Below are 16,254 nucleotides of genomic sequence, written 5' to 3' on the forward strand. Positions count from 1 at the left end.
ATGCTAAAATTTGCCAACCCGGAATTTTTATGGGGATTGTTGATCGTCCCTTTATTTGTATTGCTTTTTCTTGCGGTAACCCGGTGGAAAAAAAAGGCCGTTGGTGCATTGGGTGATAAAAAAGTGGTGGAGATGATGATTCCGCAGGTGTCTTTTTCGCGGCCATGGCTAAAATTTATTTTATTTATAGCAGCCTGGTCAATGCTGATCGTCGGAGCTGCTGATCCGCAAATCGGATCGAAAATGGAGGAGGAAAAAAAGAAGGGCGCCGACCTGATGATTCTGCTCGATGTTTCAAATAGTATGCTTTCGCAGGATATGGCCCCCAACCGGCTGGAAAATGCCAAAAGAGCTATTGCGCAACTGATCGACAACTTACATAATGATCGAATTGGCATCGTTGTTTTTGCCGGAGAGGCTTATGTACAACTACCAGTGACGACAGATTACTCGGCAGCAAAACTATTTTTAAATACCATTAATACCGGAATGGTTCCGACCCAGGGCACTGCCATTGGCGCCGCTATTGATATGGGCATGAAATCGTTTGATTTTAAAGATGGCACAGGCAAAGCAATGATCATTATCACAGATGGCGAAAATCACGAAGACGATGCCGTTGCGGCCGCAAAACATGCTGCAGAAAAAGATGTGATGGTAAATGTGATTGGTATGGGCTCAGAAAAAGGTGCGCCGATCCCTATTTTTCAAAACGGGAAACAGGTGGGGTTTCATACGGATAGCGCCGGGACTACCGTTGTTAGTAAACTGAATGAGGATATGTGCAAGGAGATTACAGCTGCAGGCCAGGGCGTTTATGTGCGGGCCACTGATGCCAATGCCGGGCTGAATATTGTGATGGGGCAGATAGCTAAAGTGCAACGGAAAACCTATGACAGTAAATCATTTAAGAATTTTGAGGACCGTTTCCAGTTCTTCCTGGCTGTTGCTTTTATTTTATTAGTTGTTGAATTCTTTATCTCGAACAGGAAAAGTTTAAGGCTAAGTGGTTTGAATTTATTTGAAGTGAAAAAAACATGAAGTATTTAATTATCATCATATTATTTTTACTGAGCGGAACCCGGTTGTTTGCGCAGGATAAAAGCTTGATCCATAAAGGTAATGAACTTTACAAGCAGCAGAAATACAAGGAGGCTGAGGAAAATTACCGTAAAGCCGCTGAAAAGAAAAATCAGGACGTGACAAGCAATTTTAACCTTGGTGATGCTCTTTACAAACAAAAGAAGTTTGCCGATGCCGGCGAACAGTTTAATAAACTGGCTTCGGCTCCACGTAATAATAAGGCTATAGCGGCACAAGCGTATCATAACCTGGGAAATTCGTTCCTGGAGAATAAAAAACTGGAGGAAAGTATTGATGCTTACAAAAAGGCGCTGTTGAATAACCCGAAAGACGATGAAACGCGCTATAACCTGGCTTATGCCCAGGAAAAGCTAAAGCAGCAGCAACAACAAAATAAGAAGAACCAGAATAATAAAAATCAGGACAACAAAAACCAGCAAAACAAGGATAATAAGAACCAGGACAATAAGAACAATAAAGATCAGAATAAGCAAAACCAGGATAAGCAAAATCAAAACCAGGATAAAAAAGATCAGCAAAACGGGCAGCAAAAGGATCAACTTTCAAAAGAAGATGCTGAACGGATGCTTGATGCGCTGAATAATGATGAAAAGCAAACCCAGGATAAATTGAAAAATAAAAAGCTGAAAGGCGCTAAATTAAATATTACGAAAGATTGGTAGTGGGGGAGTGAGTGGTTGATTGGGTTGATTAGGTTAGAAAAAAGAACTTAATCAACTTAATCAACTCAATCCAACCTAATCAACTAATTAAAATGAAACTAAGGTATTCCATATTAACATTTCTCCTTTTTTGTACCGGCACTTTATTTGGGCAGGGTATAAAATTTACAGCGTCGGTAAATAAAAATCCGGTGGCCACAGGAGATATTGTTGAAATTACTTTTGCGGTAAACGGGAATGCAGAGCGGTTTAGCCCGCCACAGTTTACCGGTTTCCAGGTTGCGGGCGGCCCTAATGAATCGCAAAGTATGGAAATTATTAACGGCAACTCGTCAGTTAGTATGTCTTACAGTTATGAACTGATGGCTGTAAAGGAAGGAGATTTTACCATTGGCCCCGCCACAACTATTGTTAATGGACATAGTTATACAACAAATCCCATCAGGATAAAAGTTATAAAAGGGCGGTCTGTTCCCCAAAACAGTTCGGCGCAAACACAAAACGGCCCTGATAATAGCATTACCTCGGCTAAAACCTCCAACCTGGCAAAGTCCATATTTATAAAAGCTGTTGTTGACAAAAGCAATGTGTACATGGGGCAGCAAATCACGCTAAGTTACCGGCTATATGTACGGGGGGTAGGCATCGAACAAAACCAGCCTGATGCAATCCCTGAATTAAACGGTTTTTGGAGCGAAGACATCAAGCACACGCAACAGCAGGTGCAATGGCATACGGAAACTTACAAAGGGGAGCGATACAATGTAGCCGACCTGAAGCAAACCATTTTGTTTCCGGAAAGGGAGGGTAATTTGACGATTGATCCGCTCGGGATGAAGTTCGTTTTACGGGTACAGGCGCCTTCAGAAGATATCATGGACCAATTCTTCGGCTCATATAAGCAAGTTCCCTATACTACTAAAAGCGCACCGGTAACCATTCATGTAAAACCATTGCCGCAAGCTGGTAAACCTGATAGTTTTACCGGCGCCGTGGGGGAATTTCAAATAGAAAGTTCGGTCGATAAAACAACGCTCAAAGCGAATGATGCGCTGAACTATAAAGTTAAAGTTTCAGGCCGGGGTAATATAAAGTTGCTTAAAACATTAAGTACCAATTTTCCGGCTGATTTTGACAAGTACGATCCAAAAATAACAGATTCGGTAATTGAAAATGAAAATGGTGTTGCAGGCGACCGCTATTATAATTACCTGCTGATCCCGCGGCATCAGGGCGATTATACGATTGACCCACTTAAATTTTCTTATTTTAATCCGGCTGCCAACCGGTATGTAACTTTAACCACCAAAGCATTTCATATAAAGGTTGATAAAGGCAATTCACAAAGTAACGTTACTGCCTTTTCGGACGGCGATAAACAGGACATTAAAATGCTGGATAAAGACATCAGGTATATCAAAACTGATGACAGCAGTCTGAGTAACAGCGGTGATTTGTTTTTTGGCTCATTTGGATATTATATATTGTTGTTGCTGGGCCCTTGTTTATGTTTTGCCGCCTATTTGTATCGTAACTGGCTTATCAAAAACAACAGCGACATTGTTAAAGTAAAAAGCAGGCAGGCTGGTAAAATTGCAGCCAAACATTTGGCTAATGCGCAAAATCAATTGCAGGCAGGTAATGCAAAAGCATTTTATGAAGATGTTTTTAAGGGTTTGTATGGTTATTTAAGCGATAAGCTGAATATTCAATACGCCAACCTTAATAAAGAAACCATTGCCTCGGCAATGAAGGAGAAAAAAGTAAGCAGCCGTTTGCTCGATCAGCTACAGGATACGCTTGATCTTTGCGAAATGGCCCGGTATGCGCCGGTTACCCATATTTCTGAAAGGGAAGTATTTGAGAAGGCAAAAAGCATTATTAATGAGATAGAAAATGAAATATAGTATGCTAAAGCGCTTGTTTTATTTACTGGTTATTGTTTTCCCGTTGCTGTCTTTTGGCAATGACGATGCGGCTATGCTTTTTAAAAAAGCGAATGATTTGTATGCGAAATCTCAATATAAAGAGGCGTTAAATACCTACCAGCAAATAATTGACGATGATCATCAATCAGCTGCGGTATTTTTTAATATGGGAAATGCTGCATATAAAACGGGCGATATCCCTTCAGCCTTGCTTTACTTTGAAAAAGCCCATAAGCTTTCGCCTGGTGATGAAGATATTAACTTCAATCTGAAGTATGCCAATTTAAAGACTACGGATAAAATTGATGCTGCACCCGAGTTTTTTTTGAGCAGGTGGTGGCGGGCATTTATATTAAGTATTTCGGCAAAGGTTTTATCCGTTTGGAGTGTGCTATTTGTTTTAGCGGCTTCCGGCGCTCTGGCACTTTACTTTTTCGGTAATTCCGTTTCAGTAAAGAAAGCTTCTTTTTATGGTGCACTCGCTCTTTTCTTTTTAGGCGGTCTTTCAATTTTCATGGCTAACAGGCAACTAAGCTATTTTGACGACCATAAACAGGCCATTGTTTTTAGCAATTCAGTAAATGTAAAAAGTGGCCCGGTTGATAAATCCGGAACTTTGTTTGTAATTCATGAAGGCACTAAAGTAAATATCATGGATAGCAATAACGGATGGATGAAGGTGAGCCTTGCAAATGGTAATGAAGGCTGGATAAAGACGACCAACGTAAAAGAAATATAGGCAGCCGGGCATAAGCATTTAATATATTTTTAAGATAATGGGTTGTTGTTTTTGTAAACTCTAAAATTTCTATATTTTTAGAGCCGGTATGAAAGCAAAAAACGACAAAAAAACGATATGGGCATGGTGCATGTTCGATTGGGCTAACCAATCTTATAATATGGTGATCACTACGACTATATTCCCAATATATTATGTTTATTTTACCACTAACCAGAAAACTCATTATGACAAAGTTTTCTTCTTCGGTCATCAATTTAAAAATACTGTACTTCAAAGTTATGTGTTGGGGACATCATATTTGCTTATCGTATTGATGCTGCCCATATTAACATCTATTGCTGACTATAAGGGGAATAAAAAACGATATCTTCAATTTTTTACATGGATGGGCGCTCTTTCTTGTGCTGGTTTATTTTGGTTTAAACCGGTAGCCAATGGAGTTCCTCCACTTGAACTTCCCCTAATATTCTATGGACTTGCTTGTATTGGATATTGTGGAGGATTTGTTTTTTATAATTCTTATCTCCCACAAATAGCGACTCTCGAAAAGCAAGACGATGTTAGTGCAAAAGGTTTTATGTATGGATATGTAGGAAGTTTGGTACTACAGTTGTTATGCTTATTGGTGATTCAAAAACCCACGTGGTTTGGTTTGATAAATGATGACCTGCCATCTCGAATTTCTTTCCTAATGGTATTTGTATGGTGGATGGGTTTTTCGATCATACCTTTTAGAATTTTGCCAAAAGGAGAGCCTAATGCAGGCAAACATAACTATAACGTACTGACTGGTGGGTTTAAAGAACTTGCCAGGGTATTTAAAAAAGTGCGAACTATGCCTTTATTAAAACGTTTTCTTTCTTCATTCTTCTTTTATTCAGTTGGCGTTCAAACCATAATGTTAGTCGCCGCTCAATTTGCGTCAAAAGAATTAAATATTGGAGAGGATACTCTTATTCCAATTATTCTAGTGATTCAAGTAGTTGGAGTTATAGGTGCATATGCTACTGCCAAATTATCTGACAAGTATGGCAATGTGAAAACGCTTGTTGGCTTGGTCTCTATTTGGACGGTGCTTTGCTTGCTTGTATATTTCGTTTCAAATACACCTCAATTTTTTGCGGCAGCGGTAGTGGTAGGGGCAGTTATGGGCGGAGTACAATCTATTTCCCGTTCTACTTATTCCAAATACCTTCCGCCAAATATACCTGATACTGCTTCCTATTTTAGTTTTTATGATGTTACTGAAAAGTCATCGATTGTAGTGGGCTTGTTTGTTTTCGGGCTTGTCGAGGCATTGAGCGGAAAAATGCGCAATTCTGCGCTCGTTTTGGACGGCTTTTTTGCAGTGGGTTTGATTTTGATGGTCGCTTTATTGGTTGCCGAAAACAAATCAAAAAAACAGGCATTGGTTGCAGCGTAAATTTGGTTTTGATTGGAAAGTATTGTTACTTTTGGTTGGATTTTAACCACCCCCGAAAATCCATCGATCCGATTATTTTAACCAATCAATAAACAATTATGAAACGAGTAAAATTATTATTTGCGTTGCTGGCATTAACTTTTGCCAGCAGTACGGTATTTGCGCAATTTACGCAAACACAACAAATTGCCGAGTGGCAGCGGGCCAAAGTATACACCAGGGCTTACCTTGATGCTATGCCGGAAGATGGCTACGGATTCAAGGCTACCCCTGAGATCCGTTCGTTTGCGCAGCAAATGCTTCACCTGGCGGATGCCAATTATTATTTTGCATCGTCAGCAAGCGGGGTAACCAGCCCAATGAAGGGGTCTGCAGAAAAAACAGTTGCCCAAACAAAAGAAGCCACTACAAAAGCGGTAATGGACAGTTATGATTTTGTGATTGCCTCACTGCAGGGGATGACAGCGGCACAATTGGATGAAATGGGCAGTGTTGAGGGTAAATCTGTTTCAAAAGCGAATATTTTCGGTAAGGCATTTGAGCACCAAACCCACCACCGTGGGCAATGTGTGATTTACCTGCGCCTGAAAGGCGTAACGCCTCCGGGCGAGATGTTGTTTTAAACGTTAAAGTTGTCTGTATTCTAAAAAAGCGATGGATTTCAAATCCATCGCTTTTTTACTTTTATATTTAAGATAATGCTGCTGCCGGAACCAGCATCGTGTCAACCATAAATTAATCAATCGTCAATCTGCACGTTCATTGACTGCAAAAAGCAAAAAAAAGGGTTTACAAAGGGTTTACACATTTAAGAATTTTGCTTTTGTAAATAGCTAATAATAAGCTATTTATACGTTTATACATTAAAATGGGGTTTACACTATTTTACATAACCTTCTCCCGGAATTTTAAGCTGTTCTGATAAAGCCTGATCGTCAATTTATGAATGACATGAAATTAGTCGAGATCAACTTTTTTCATTTTTGGGGAAAGCAGATGCATTAGCACCCAGGCCAGCAGGTATGCGCTGCCGCATATTAAAAAGATAATGTTGTATCCGGTTACGATATGCCCGGCTTTTTTACTGGCATCCAGGATATAACCGATAAACTGCGGGAAGAAAAAGCCGCCAACCGCCCCGGCCATGCTGCCGATACCAACCACCGAGCTTATCGCCTTTTTCGGAAAAACATCGGATGCGGTTGTGAAAATATTGGCACTCCATGCCTGGTGGGCGGCTGCAGCAAGGCCGATCAACCCTACCGCCTGCCAGATATTTGTGGCAAAACGGGCTGTCATAATCGGTACAACACACAAGGCAAACAATAACATGGCTGTTTTACGGGCTTTAAATACCGGCCAGCCCTTTTTTATCAGCCACGAAGATAAGTGACCGCCCCCGATGCTGCCTATGGTGGTGGCGGTATAAATAATTACCAGGGGCAAGCTGGGTTTGGTGAGATTGATATGAAAAGTGCTGGAAAAATAGGAAGGAAGCCAAAAAAGCAAAAAGTACCAGATGGGGTCGGTCAGGAATTTGCCGGTCACGAAGGTCCATGTTTGGCGGATACCTAACAGTTTTATCCATTTAACCTGGTTTTCCCCGCTGGTTTTGATATATACTTCATCCAGGTCGCTTTGTATAAATTCATACTCACTTGCTGTCAGTTTTTTATGTTTCGATGGCATTTCATAAAAAAGCAGCCAAAAAATGAGCCAGATAAAGCCGATGGCGCCGGTGATGATAAAGGCCATCTGCCATCCGTAAATACCCAATATCCAGGGAACGAGGATGGGAGCAACCACTGCGCCAATATTGGCGCCTGAATTAAAAATACCTGTAGCAAGGGCCCTTTCCTTTTTTGGAAACCATTCGGCAACTGTTTTTATTGCTGCCGGGAAATTGCCGCCTTCGCCAATGCCCAAAGCGGACCGGGCCACGCCGAAACCAAAAGTCGACCTCGCGACAGCATGTCCTATCGCTGCCAGGCTCCAGATAATTAATGAAAATGTATAACCCAGTTTAGTTCCGATCTTGTCGATAATGCTACCAAAAAGCACTAAGCCTAACGCATAAAATGCAGTAAATGCCATTACGATATGGCTATAATCAGTTTCTGTCCAATGAAGTTGCGCTGATAAAGTGGGTTTTAATAAGCCGATAATTTGCCGGTCGAGGTAGTTGATGGTTGTTGCAAAAAATAGGAGCGCCACAATACCCCATCTGTAATTTCCGACCTTGTTTTTATTCATTATGCAGGTTTTTGATTGTGTAAATTACATGGCCGTTTTTACCAGCTCCAATGCCGTAATGGTATCAGTTACTACCTTGTCATAAAGCCGACTGTCCAAAACCTCCCTGCTGATAAGTTTGCTGCCCATACCAACCGCGCTTACGCCGGAGTGGAACCAGGCATTAATGTTTTCAGAAGTGAGATCCACTCCGCCGGTAGGCATAAATAACTGCCCCGGAAATAATTCCTTAATTGAACTTACAAAGGCCGGACCGAGTATATTTGCCGGGAATATCTTGATCAGCTCGGCGCCGTGTTTCTGAGCAGCATAAATCTCAGTAGGGGTCATACAGCCCGGTATCCACAGTAATTTGTGTTTGTGAGCAGCTTTGGCTACTTCGCCGTTTACGATGGGTGATACGATGAAATCAGCCCCGGCATCAATAAACGTTTCCGCTTCGGATACGTTTTTTATCGTCCCTATGCCCAAATACAGGTCAGCCATTTCCTTGTCAACGGCTTTCCGCAATACTTTAAAATTATCCAACGCCTGTTTACCCCTGTTGGTATATTCAAATACCCTGATCCCGGCTTTATACAACGAACGGGTAATTTGCAGGCTTACTTCCGGGTCCTCATAAAAAAATAAAGGCAGCATTCCTTGTGTGAGGATGCTGTTGAGGACCGCTTTTTTTATTTTCATGGCAGGTTTATTTAATTAATCGCTTTTTTAATTTCGGCGACAGTACGGGTTGTCGCATCCCCCTTTATAAACAATTTTTCAAATGCGGCTGCGGTGGCGTAATTAAGTATTTCAGGCATTTTCAGCTGGTGATAAAAGCCATAAATCAGTCCGGCCATAAAACAGTCGCCGCTGCCCGCTTTATCCATCACCTGCCCCGTTTCATATTCGCCCGAATTATACAATTGGTTATCGATATACAAAGTTGAATAATATTTTATATCGTTTGTAGCATCGAAACGAAAAGTATTGGCTACCGCCTTGCATTTGGAATATTGATGCAAAATAGTTTCGGAGGTTCTTAATGATTCTTTTAAGTAAATGCTTTTTTGCCCGGATTCATGGATGTTTGGTGTTACTTCGATACCAAGCATTGTTTCGGCCGCCCAAATATTACCCATCACCAAATCACAGTGTTTTACAAGGCCGGGCATTACCTGTACTGGCGACTTGCCATATTGCCATAATTTAGACCGGTAATTAAGATCGACTGAAATGGTGATCCCTTTTTTTTCAGCGGCTTCCAGCGCCTCTTTACAAACGTCGGCTATATTTTGGCCTATGGCCGGGCATATGGCGCTGAAGTGAAACCAGGTAACTCCCTGCAAAACCTTATCCCAGTCAATAACGCCTGTCTTTAAATTCGCGAAGGCGGAACCGGCACGATCGTAAATTAACGCGTTGTGTTTAAGGTCCTGCCCGGTAGTTAAAAAATAAAGACCGACACGCCCTTCCCCATAATGGATAGGAGAGGTATCTATTCCTTTTTTATCCAGGTATGTTATTATTTGTGCTGATAAACCATTTGGCGGTAAGGCTGTAAAATATTTTACAGGTACAGCCCACAAGGCAAGCGCGTTGGCCACATTCAGTTCGGCGCCGCCAATGTAAAAAGGGATTTGGTTCATGTTCAACCAGTCGCCGTCCGCATCGGGACAAAGGCGGATGAGCAATTCGCCAAATGAAAGTATAGACCCGTTTTTTTCTTGTTTTAGCAGTGCGCTCATTTTACCTGGTCAAAACCGAAATATGTTTTTGCATTATAATAACTTATATCCTGTACGATCTTTCCTGTCCATTCCAGGTCGTTGGGCAATTCGCCGTTTTCAATATCATTTCCCAGGAGGTTGCACAATATCCTTCTGAAATATTCGTGCCTTGGGAAAGATAAGAAGCTGCGCGAGTCAGTTAACATACCTGCCATCCGGCTTAAAAGACCCATGTTTGAGAGCGCATTCAATTGTTTGATCATGCCATCTTTTTGATCCAAAAACCACCAGGCCGAGCCAAACTGTATCTTTCCGGCGATTGAGCCGTCGTTAAAGTTCCCGGCCATGGTTGCAAATAACTCGTTATCGCCGGGATTGAGGTTATAGAGGATAGTTTTTGCCAGTTTATTTTCCGCTTGTAATTTGTTCATGAATTTTGACAATGACCTCCCCTGGGCAAAATCGCCAATAGAATCATATCCCGTGTCGGCGCCAATTTCAGCTAATGCCCTGGTATTATTATTTCTTAATGCGCCAAGGTGAAATTGCTGCACCCAGCCCTTTTCATCATCCCATTTTGCAAAATGATATAACATTGCCGATTTGAACTTTACAACCTCATCATGGGTTAATTCTCTTTGAGCCAATATTTTCAGAAAAATCGTCCTGATCTCCTGGTCTGTATAGTTGGCTGCATAGAGTTGCTCAAGGCCATGGTCAGACAAGCGGCAGCCATTTGCGGCAAAATAGTCGTGGCGTTTTTTTAAAGCGCCGAGATAAGTATCAAAATCGCAGATATCGGTACCTATGAGTGTTTCAAGCTGATGGATATACCGGGCAAGCGCTTCAATATTATCAGCCTGCATGGCTTTATCCGGCCGGAATGCGGGCAGTACCTTAACGGTATAATTATCAGTCTTTATTTTTTGATGGTAGGTTAAATTGTCAATGGGGTCATCTGTAGTACAGATAACTTCTACATTCCGGTTTTTGATAATGTTTTTAACGCTGTACTCAGGCGACTGTAATTTTTCAGTGCATTCATCATATATTTTTTTTGCTGTTTGCGGCGATAATATTTCGTGGATATCAAAATACCGCTGTAATTCAAGATGTGTCCAGTGAAAGAGCGGATTGCGCAGTGTATAGGGAACAGTTGCGGCCCAGGCCTCAAACTTTTCACGGTCAGTTTTGTCTCCTGTAATGTAAGCTTCGTTTATGCCATTGGCACGCAAAGCCCGCCATTTGTAATGGTCGCCATAAAGCCAGGCGCGGGTAATATTTTCAAAATTGATGTCGTTGGCAATCTGGTCGGGGGGCAGGTGGCAGTGGTAGTCGATAATAGGTAGCCCCGCAGCATAATCATGATATAAGCGCCGGGCGGTTTTGGTATCAAGTAGAAAATCTTCGTCTAAAAAAGGTTTCATTTTAAAAATTATATACAGGTAGAGTTAGTTTAACCTGGTTTAATTAGTTTTTAATTTTCGGAACCAATATACTTTATATGTTATACATTATAACAACGTATTAGTTAATTTACAAAACTATTGAGCTGATGATTGTTAAGCTGATAATTCGTTATCAACGAACACTTTATCTCCACAATGTTGTTGTTTAAATTGTAAAACATGATTAAGTTATGGAAAAGCATATCGTTAAAGTGTTAAAAACTGAATTTGTAACACACAATGTAAAAAGATTTACGCTGCAACGGCCGGCGGGCTATACGTTTACATCGGGCCAGGCTACAGATGTGTCTATTAATAAACCCGGGCTCGAAAATGAACTCCGGCCGTTTACTTTTACCAGCCTTAACAGTGATGACCATCTTGAGTTTACCATTAAAATTTATACGGGACATAATGGCGTTACCGAAAAGTTACTCGGTATTAACGGGGGAGATGAATTGATAGTGCATGAAGTATTTGGCGCTATTAACTACCAGGGAGCCGGCCTTTTTATTGCTGGTGGCGCCGGCATAACACCGTTTATCTCTATCCTTCGCCAACTGAAAGAGGACGATAAACTTGACGATAATATTTTACTTTTTGCTAATCACACGGAAGATGATATCATTATAAAAGACGAGCTGGACGAGATGCTGGGTAAAAATCACGTTGATTTTATTGCAAATCCTTTATCAGGTAAACAGGGCAGACGCATTGATAAAGCTGCTCTTAAGCAATATTTAAACCCGGCAATAAAATATAGCTATATCTGCGGCCCGGATGAGTTTGTTGCACAAATAAAAAATAGTTTAATAGAATTGGGCGTTGCAGCAGACAGGATAGTTATGGAGCAATAGGCAAAGGCTCCCACATTCATTATTAAATAAACGAACTGCTGCTTTTATCAAGGAAGAGCACGGCATTTGGGTGCTTGCGTAAAATAGTTGACGGATATTCTTCAATAATGTCGCAATATAAGGTGTTATAAACTGCGTTAGCCTTGTTTTTTCCGGGTACTACGCAATAAATATATTTGCCAGCCATTAGCGCAGGGATGGTTAAGGTAAGTGCGTATGCGGGCACGCTGCTGAGTTCGGCAAAACAGCCATCGTTCACCTGTTGCTGCCGGCATGCTGCATCCAGTTTTACCATTTTTACCATTGATTGGTCGTTGAAATAAGCCACATGCGGATCATTAAAAGCCAGGTGGCCGTTTTCGCCGATGCCCAAACAAACAATATCGGGCGGAAATTGGGCTAAAAGTTTAGTATATCGTTTGCATTCGGCTCCAATATCAGAAGCATTGCCATTGATATAGTTAACCGAGTGGAACGGCAAGAGGTTGAAGATTTTGCTATTAAGAAACGATGCAAATGAATGGGTATCTTTTTCGGGCAATTCGATATATTCATCCATATGAAAAGCGTTTACGCGCCGCCAGTCCACAGTTGAGGATTCAACTATCGCATCCAAAAATTCATTTTGAGAGGGCGCTGCCGCAAAAATTACATTTACATAATCCTGTTGCGTTAGCAAGTAATTTATTTTTGCGCATACCATCAATGCGGCCTCTGCACCAAGCAGCATCCTGTTCTTATGGATCTTTATGATCAGGTTATCAACTACCTGCAGTTTCATTGTAAGCTAACGTTTTTCTGTACACAACTCTTCCTTTAACGATGGTCATTTCAATATTTATTTCGTCGTCGAAAATTACAATATCTGCATCCATTCCAGCCGCTAATGTCCCCTTTTTATTCTCAATTTTCATAATTTTCGCAGGAGTTGCTGTAGCCATTTTAACTGCCTCGGGTAAAGGTACACCGGCTATAGTTATCATGTTGTACACCAGTCTATTGGTTGTTGCAACGCTGCCGGCAAAGGCGCTCCGGTCGGGGAGTTTAGCTACACCATCTTCAACAATTACATTTAAACCATTTTTTAAACTGCCCAAAATACTTTCTCCTTCGGGCATTCCGGCGGCCCGCATGGCGTCGGTTATCAGTGCAGTTTTATCTGCGCCTTTTATTTTATAAACCAGTTTCAATAAAGGAGGCGGCAAGTGGATACCATCGGCAATGATCTCCACATCCATTTCATCTAGTAAAAGCGCACTTTCAATTACGCCGGCGTACCTGTATGCGTTGCGTCTCGTAACGCCCGACATACCCGAATAAAGGTGCGTGGCCAGCGAGTAGCCGTTTTCCATTGCGATCAAAACTTCCTCATAAATGGCATCGGTATGTGCAATAGACGCCAAAACTCCCTTTGATGTTACATACTTCCCAAATTCAATTGCGCCTTTCAATTCCGGGGCGGCGCTCCATCGTTTGATAACGGAAGTATTGCTTAAAATTTCCATGTATTCTTCGGGGTCAGGATCGCGGATATACCTTGGGTCCTGCGCCCCGCACTGTTTAACCGAAAAATATGGCCCCTCCAGGTGCATACCTATAAATTGCGAACCGTTTTTGTTTTGTTTATCGGCTGTTTCGTATATCCTCAGTGTTTCCAGCAATTCTTCTTTACTGCTGGTGAGTGTGGTTGGCAGCATGGCGGTTGTTCCGTACCGGGCATGTGTATTGGCTATAGCCAGAAACGCCCCAACGGTATTGTCCATAAAATCGTGTCCGCCGCCGCCATGTACGTGGATATCAATAAAACCAGGTGAAACATATTTTCCGCAAGCATCAATTTCAAGCGCATCCGGAGCATCAATATTCCGATCACTAATAGCTGTTATAGCACCGTCAGCCATCAACATACAGCCATTATCAACAATGCCTGATGGTGTTATGAGTTTTCCGTTAAATATTTTTAAACGCTGGTCCACAATGGTATATTAAGCTTACTTATTTCCTGATAAACGGTCGTACAAAAGTTTAAGTCGTATACTTCTTAATTCGTTCTCCTCTGCCAGCTCAGCCGGATAGAGGAAGTTTTTGTTGAGGTGCGAAAAATGCAGGTCCAATAGCGTTTCATTTATCATCAGGTTTTTCAATTTATCCAATACGCCGGGTTTTTGCAGGGCGGTAAACTCCGGTGAGTTAACCGTTTGCAAAATATAATGGAATTCAAGATAGTTTACCCGGATGCCGGCCATTAGCCTGTAATGCTCAAATTCATCTTTGTTTTTTTCGGGTTGAAGATCGTAAAGGGTTTCCAAAGCTACCTTAGCACTATCAAGCAACTGTTTTACCGTTAAATGCAGGGAGGATTTAACTTCGCTATGAACTATTTCAAATGGCGCAGTTTTTAATGTTTTCCAAAACGTTGCCGACTGTTCCGCAGTAAAACCATATTGTTCTTTACAATAAGCGGGTATAAAATCATCAATATTCAGCGGTGTCGCAGATTTTATACTTTCGGCGTAAGCAGCTAATAATATATTAAACCCGCTGAGCGGATACACGTGCCTGATCGCATATTCTTCTGTCAATTCGTTTTCTGATTCAAAAACCTGGGAGTATTGGCCTGATGTAGACCACGAAGTCATCACAATTCCTTTATAGCCTAATTTTGCTGCTTCTGGCACAAAATCACGGATGTTTTTAAAATGCTTTTCCCATTGGGTTAAAAAATAATTATCGGGCGATGACCTTAGCGCCGGCGCGCCCCAAATTTCATAGCCGCTTTGCACCAGCTTTTTATGATCGCCGAAATTGTTCAGGCCCCAGCCATAATTCCAATCGATAAACACCGTGCCCTTAGGTAGCAATTTTATAGCTTCGGGATATTTTAAAGCGATATCGGCCCAAAGTACGGGCGTTTTGCCGAGCCTCATCACTATATTGCACAGCATTCGTATGTAATTGATATACAGTTTTGATTTTCCCTCTTTGGCCACCATCAAGCGACATCTTTCGTCGTGGCCGAGTAAATAAGTTTCATCGCCGCCAATGTGGATATATTTTGAGGTATGGGTGGAAGCAAGTTCCGTGTACAGATCAGTAAACAACGCGCTGTCCGGCCCGGTTTGCAGCGGACAAACCTGCGAAAAATCTTTTTGGTCTTCACGAAGCGCTTTATACCTGTCGTTCCTCAAAATGTATTCAACATGTCCGAAACTTTGCTGCAGGGGGATCACATCTATCCCCAAATCGCTGCAATATTTTATAAGTGAAGTTACCTCCTGTTTGGAATAGGCATACCTGTTTGGGATCAGCGGGTGTTTTTCAAATGGGTACGTGCCTTCCCATTCCATAATAAGGGTATTGATGCCGTATCCGTGCAATTTAAAGGCAAAGGCTTTTAAGGCATCCATCGTCATCACCTGGATCCTTAAGTCAAGATGAAAACCTTTTACAATAAACGGGTTATGCGGGCTTGCAACCGGTTGGGCAATGGTGCCATACGCGGTGTTTAACAATATCAATAAAACCAGTATGTGTTTTCTCATCGATCTTTAATTGCTTTGAAACAAGCCACCCGCTCAAATTTGGTTAGCCCAATATATAAAGAAAAGCCAACCGGTTAACAGGGTGGGGTAGGAAATCCGAAAAAACTGACGATCTCTTACCTGTGTGACAATAGGATCATTGATAATCCATTCGCCCGGGATACCCGTAAAAAGAAAAAGTAATATTATCGGGTATTTAAGATAGTTTATTCGAATTTTTTTACGAGTTCCACTAATTCTGTAATATCAAACGGTTTTTTTAAATAGCCATCAGCCTCACTTTCAGCAGCCATGCGTTCCAGGCCGGTGCTTGCCGATACCAGCACAATAGGGTATCGCCTGGTGGCCGGGTTGTTTTTAAATTGCTTGCAATAATCCTGCCCATAGCCATCCGTCAGGCGGTTATCCATCAGTATCAGCATTGGTTCAATTAAGTGCACTTGTTCTAAAGGTTTGCTGTTAGTGGCCGCCAAAACCTCATATCCTTCATCAGAAAGGATGTAGGTCATAATATCGAGTATGTCAGGGTCATCTTCTATGATGATGATTTTTTTAGGCATGTAAATGATTCAAATCGATAGGG

General features: G+C 41.6%; 15 protein-coding genes. 7 read left to right on the forward strand and 8 right to left on the reverse strand.

Annotated elements, in window-relative coordinates:
* The 6 genes from MgSA37_RS09875 to MgSA37_RS09900 all read left to right on the forward strand — a co-directional run bounded on the left by MgSA37_RS09875 (position 1) and on the right by MgSA37_RS09900 (position 6,482).
* A complete protein-coding gene (locus tag MgSA37_RS09875) occupies positions 1–1,041 on the forward strand; it encodes a vWA domain-containing protein (RefSeq protein WP_096351584.1) in 1,041 nt (346 codons plus the stop codon).
* Positions 1,038–1,766, forward strand: coding sequence for a tetratricopeptide repeat protein (locus tag MgSA37_RS09880; RefSeq protein ID WP_096351586.1), 729 nt, complete (start codon positions 1,038–1,040; stop codon positions 1,764–1,766). Before MgSA37_RS09875 ends, MgSA37_RS09880 begins: the two co-directional genes overlap by 4 nt.
* Before the next feature lie 92 nt (positions 1,767–1,858).
* Positions 1,859–3,673 (forward strand): BatD family protein, encoded by a 1,815-nt coding sequence (locus MgSA37_RS09885; RefSeq protein WP_096351587.1) that lies wholly within the window; start codon positions 1,859–1,861, stop codon positions 3,671–3,673.
* On the forward strand, positions 3,663–4,433 hold the full coding sequence (locus tag MgSA37_RS09890) for a tetratricopeptide repeat protein (RefSeq protein ID WP_232010833.1): 771 nt from the start codon (positions 3,663–3,665) through the stop codon (positions 4,431–4,433). Before MgSA37_RS09885 ends, MgSA37_RS09890 begins: the two co-directional genes overlap by 11 nt.
* 88 nt (positions 4,434–4,521) lie before the next feature.
* Positions 4,522–5,859, forward strand: coding sequence for an MFS transporter (locus tag MgSA37_RS09895; RefSeq protein WP_096351589.1), 1,338 nt, complete (start codon positions 4,522–4,524; stop codon positions 5,857–5,859).
* A gap of 98 nt (positions 5,860–5,957) precedes the next feature.
* Complete coding sequence (locus MgSA37_RS09900) at positions 5,958–6,482, forward strand: DinB family protein (protein ID WP_096351591.1); 525 nt, start codon at positions 5,958–5,960, stop codon at positions 6,480–6,482.
* 334 nt (positions 6,483–6,816) lie between these two features.
* On the opposite strand, the gene MgSA37_RS09905 is transcribed toward MgSA37_RS09900, so the two are convergent.
* The 4 genes from MgSA37_RS09905 to uxaC are packed head-to-tail and all read right to left on the reverse strand — an operon-like array spanning position 6,817 to position 11,251.
* Positions 6,817–8,112, reverse strand: a complete 1,296-nt coding sequence (locus MgSA37_RS09905) for an MFS transporter (RefSeq protein WP_096351593.1) — start codon at positions 8,110–8,112, stop codon at positions 6,817–6,819.
* 24 nt (positions 8,113–8,136) lie between these two features.
* Positions 8,137–8,796, reverse strand: a complete 660-nt coding sequence (locus tag MgSA37_RS09910) for a beta/alpha barrel domain-containing protein (protein ID WP_096351595.1) — start codon at positions 8,794–8,796, stop codon at positions 8,137–8,139.
* An 11-nt stretch (positions 8,797–8,807) separates the two neighbouring features.
* On the reverse strand, positions 8,808–9,842 hold the full coding sequence (locus MgSA37_RS09915; protein ID WP_096351597.1) for a sugar kinase: 1,035 nt from the start codon (positions 9,840–9,842) through the stop codon (positions 8,808–8,810).
* Positions 9,839–11,251 carry a glucuronate isomerase gene (gene uxaC, locus MgSA37_RS09920; protein ID WP_096351599.1) on the reverse strand — a complete coding sequence of 471 codons (1,413 nt, stop codon included), beginning with the start codon at positions 11,249–11,251 and terminating at the stop codon, positions 9,839–9,841. The genes MgSA37_RS09915 and uxaC overlap by 4 nt, the downstream gene beginning before the upstream one ends.
* 212 nt (positions 11,252–11,463) lie before the next feature.
* Between uxaC and MgSA37_RS09925 the strand changes: the two genes are divergently transcribed.
* Positions 11,464–12,129, forward strand: a complete 666-nt coding sequence (locus MgSA37_RS09925) for an FAD-binding oxidoreductase (protein WP_096351601.1) — start codon at positions 11,464–11,466, stop codon at positions 12,127–12,129.
* Positions 12,130–12,151: 22 nt separating this feature from the next.
* On the opposite strand, the gene MgSA37_RS09930 is transcribed toward MgSA37_RS09925, so the two are convergent.
* The 4 genes from MgSA37_RS09930 to MgSA37_RS09945 form a co-directional block, all read right to left on the reverse strand.
* Positions 12,152–12,910 carry a 6-phosphogluconolactonase gene (locus tag MgSA37_RS09930; protein ID WP_096351603.1) on the reverse strand — a complete coding sequence of 253 codons (759 nt, stop codon included), beginning with the start codon at positions 12,908–12,910 and terminating at the stop codon, positions 12,152–12,154.
* Positions 12,891–14,108: an N-acetylglucosamine-6-phosphate deacetylase gene (gene nagA, locus MgSA37_RS09935; protein ID WP_096351604.1), complete on the reverse strand. Its 1,218-nt coding sequence runs from the start codon at positions 14,106–14,108 to the stop codon at positions 12,891–12,893. Before nagA ends, MgSA37_RS09930 begins: the two co-directional genes overlap by 20 nt.
* Positions 14,109–14,120: 12 nt before the next feature.
* Positions 14,121–15,671, reverse strand: a complete 1,551-nt coding sequence (locus MgSA37_RS09940; protein WP_096351606.1) for a beta-N-acetylhexosaminidase — start codon at positions 15,669–15,671, stop codon at positions 14,121–14,123.
* Positions 15,672–15,877: 206 nt separating this feature from the next.
* Positions 15,878–16,231, reverse strand: a complete 354-nt coding sequence (locus MgSA37_RS09945) for a response regulator (RefSeq protein WP_096351607.1) — start codon at positions 16,229–16,231, stop codon at positions 15,878–15,880.
* Positions 16,232–16,254 lie beyond the last annotated feature (23 nt).

Source organism: Mucilaginibacter gotjawali, from assembly GCF_002355435.1.
Lineage (GTDB): Bacteria > Bacteroidota > Bacteroidia > Sphingobacteriales > Sphingobacteriaceae > Mucilaginibacter > Mucilaginibacter gotjawali.

Bases quoted from the DNA above. Each gene is read 5' to 3' on its own strand.
- MgSA37_RS09875 (WP_096351584.1), top strand. From the start codon at position 1: ATGCTAAAATTTGCCAACCCGGAATTTTTATGGGGATTGTTGATCGTC.
- MgSA37_RS09880 (WP_096351586.1), top strand. From the start codon at position 1,038: ATGAAGTATTTAATTATCATCATATTATTTTTACTGAGCGGAACCCGG.
- MgSA37_RS09885 (WP_096351587.1), top strand. From the start codon at position 1,859: ATGAAACTAAGGTATTCCATATTAACATTTCTCCTTTTTTGTACCGGC.
- MgSA37_RS09890 (WP_232010833.1), top strand. From the start codon at position 3,663: ATGAAATATAGTATGCTAAAGCGCTTGTTTTATTTACTGGTTATTGTT.
- MgSA37_RS09895 (WP_096351589.1), top strand. From the start codon at position 4,522: ATGAAAGCAAAAAACGACAAAAAAACGATATGGGCATGGTGCATGTTC.
- MgSA37_RS09900 (WP_096351591.1), top strand. From the start codon at position 5,958: ATGAAACGAGTAAAATTATTATTTGCGTTGCTGGCATTAACTTTTGCC.
- MgSA37_RS09905 (WP_096351593.1), bottom strand. From the start codon at position 8,112: ATGAATAAAAACAAGGTCGGAAATTACAGATGGGGTATTGTGGCGCTC.
- MgSA37_RS09910 (WP_096351595.1), bottom strand. From the start codon at position 8,796: ATGAAAATAAAAAAAGCGGTCCTCAACAGCATCCTCACACAAGGAATG.
- MgSA37_RS09915 (WP_096351597.1), bottom strand. From the start codon at position 9,842: ATGAGCGCACTGCTAAAACAAGAAAAAAACGGGTCTATACTTTCATTT.
- uxaC (WP_096351599.1), bottom strand. From the start codon at position 11,251: ATGAAACCTTTTTTAGACGAAGATTTTCTACTTGATACCAAAACCGCC.
- MgSA37_RS09925 (WP_096351601.1), top strand. From the start codon at position 11,464: ATGGAAAAGCATATCGTTAAAGTGTTAAAAACTGAATTTGTAACACAC.
- MgSA37_RS09930 (WP_096351603.1), bottom strand. From the start codon at position 12,910: ATGAAACTGCAGGTAGTTGATAACCTGATCATAAAGATCCATAAGAAC.
- MgSA37_RS09940 (WP_096351606.1), bottom strand. From the start codon at position 15,671: ATGAGAAAACACATACTGGTTTTATTGATATTGTTAAACACCGCGTAT.
- MgSA37_RS09945 (WP_096351607.1), bottom strand. From the start codon at position 16,231: ATGCCTAAAAAAATCATCATCATAGAAGATGACCCTGACATACTCGAT.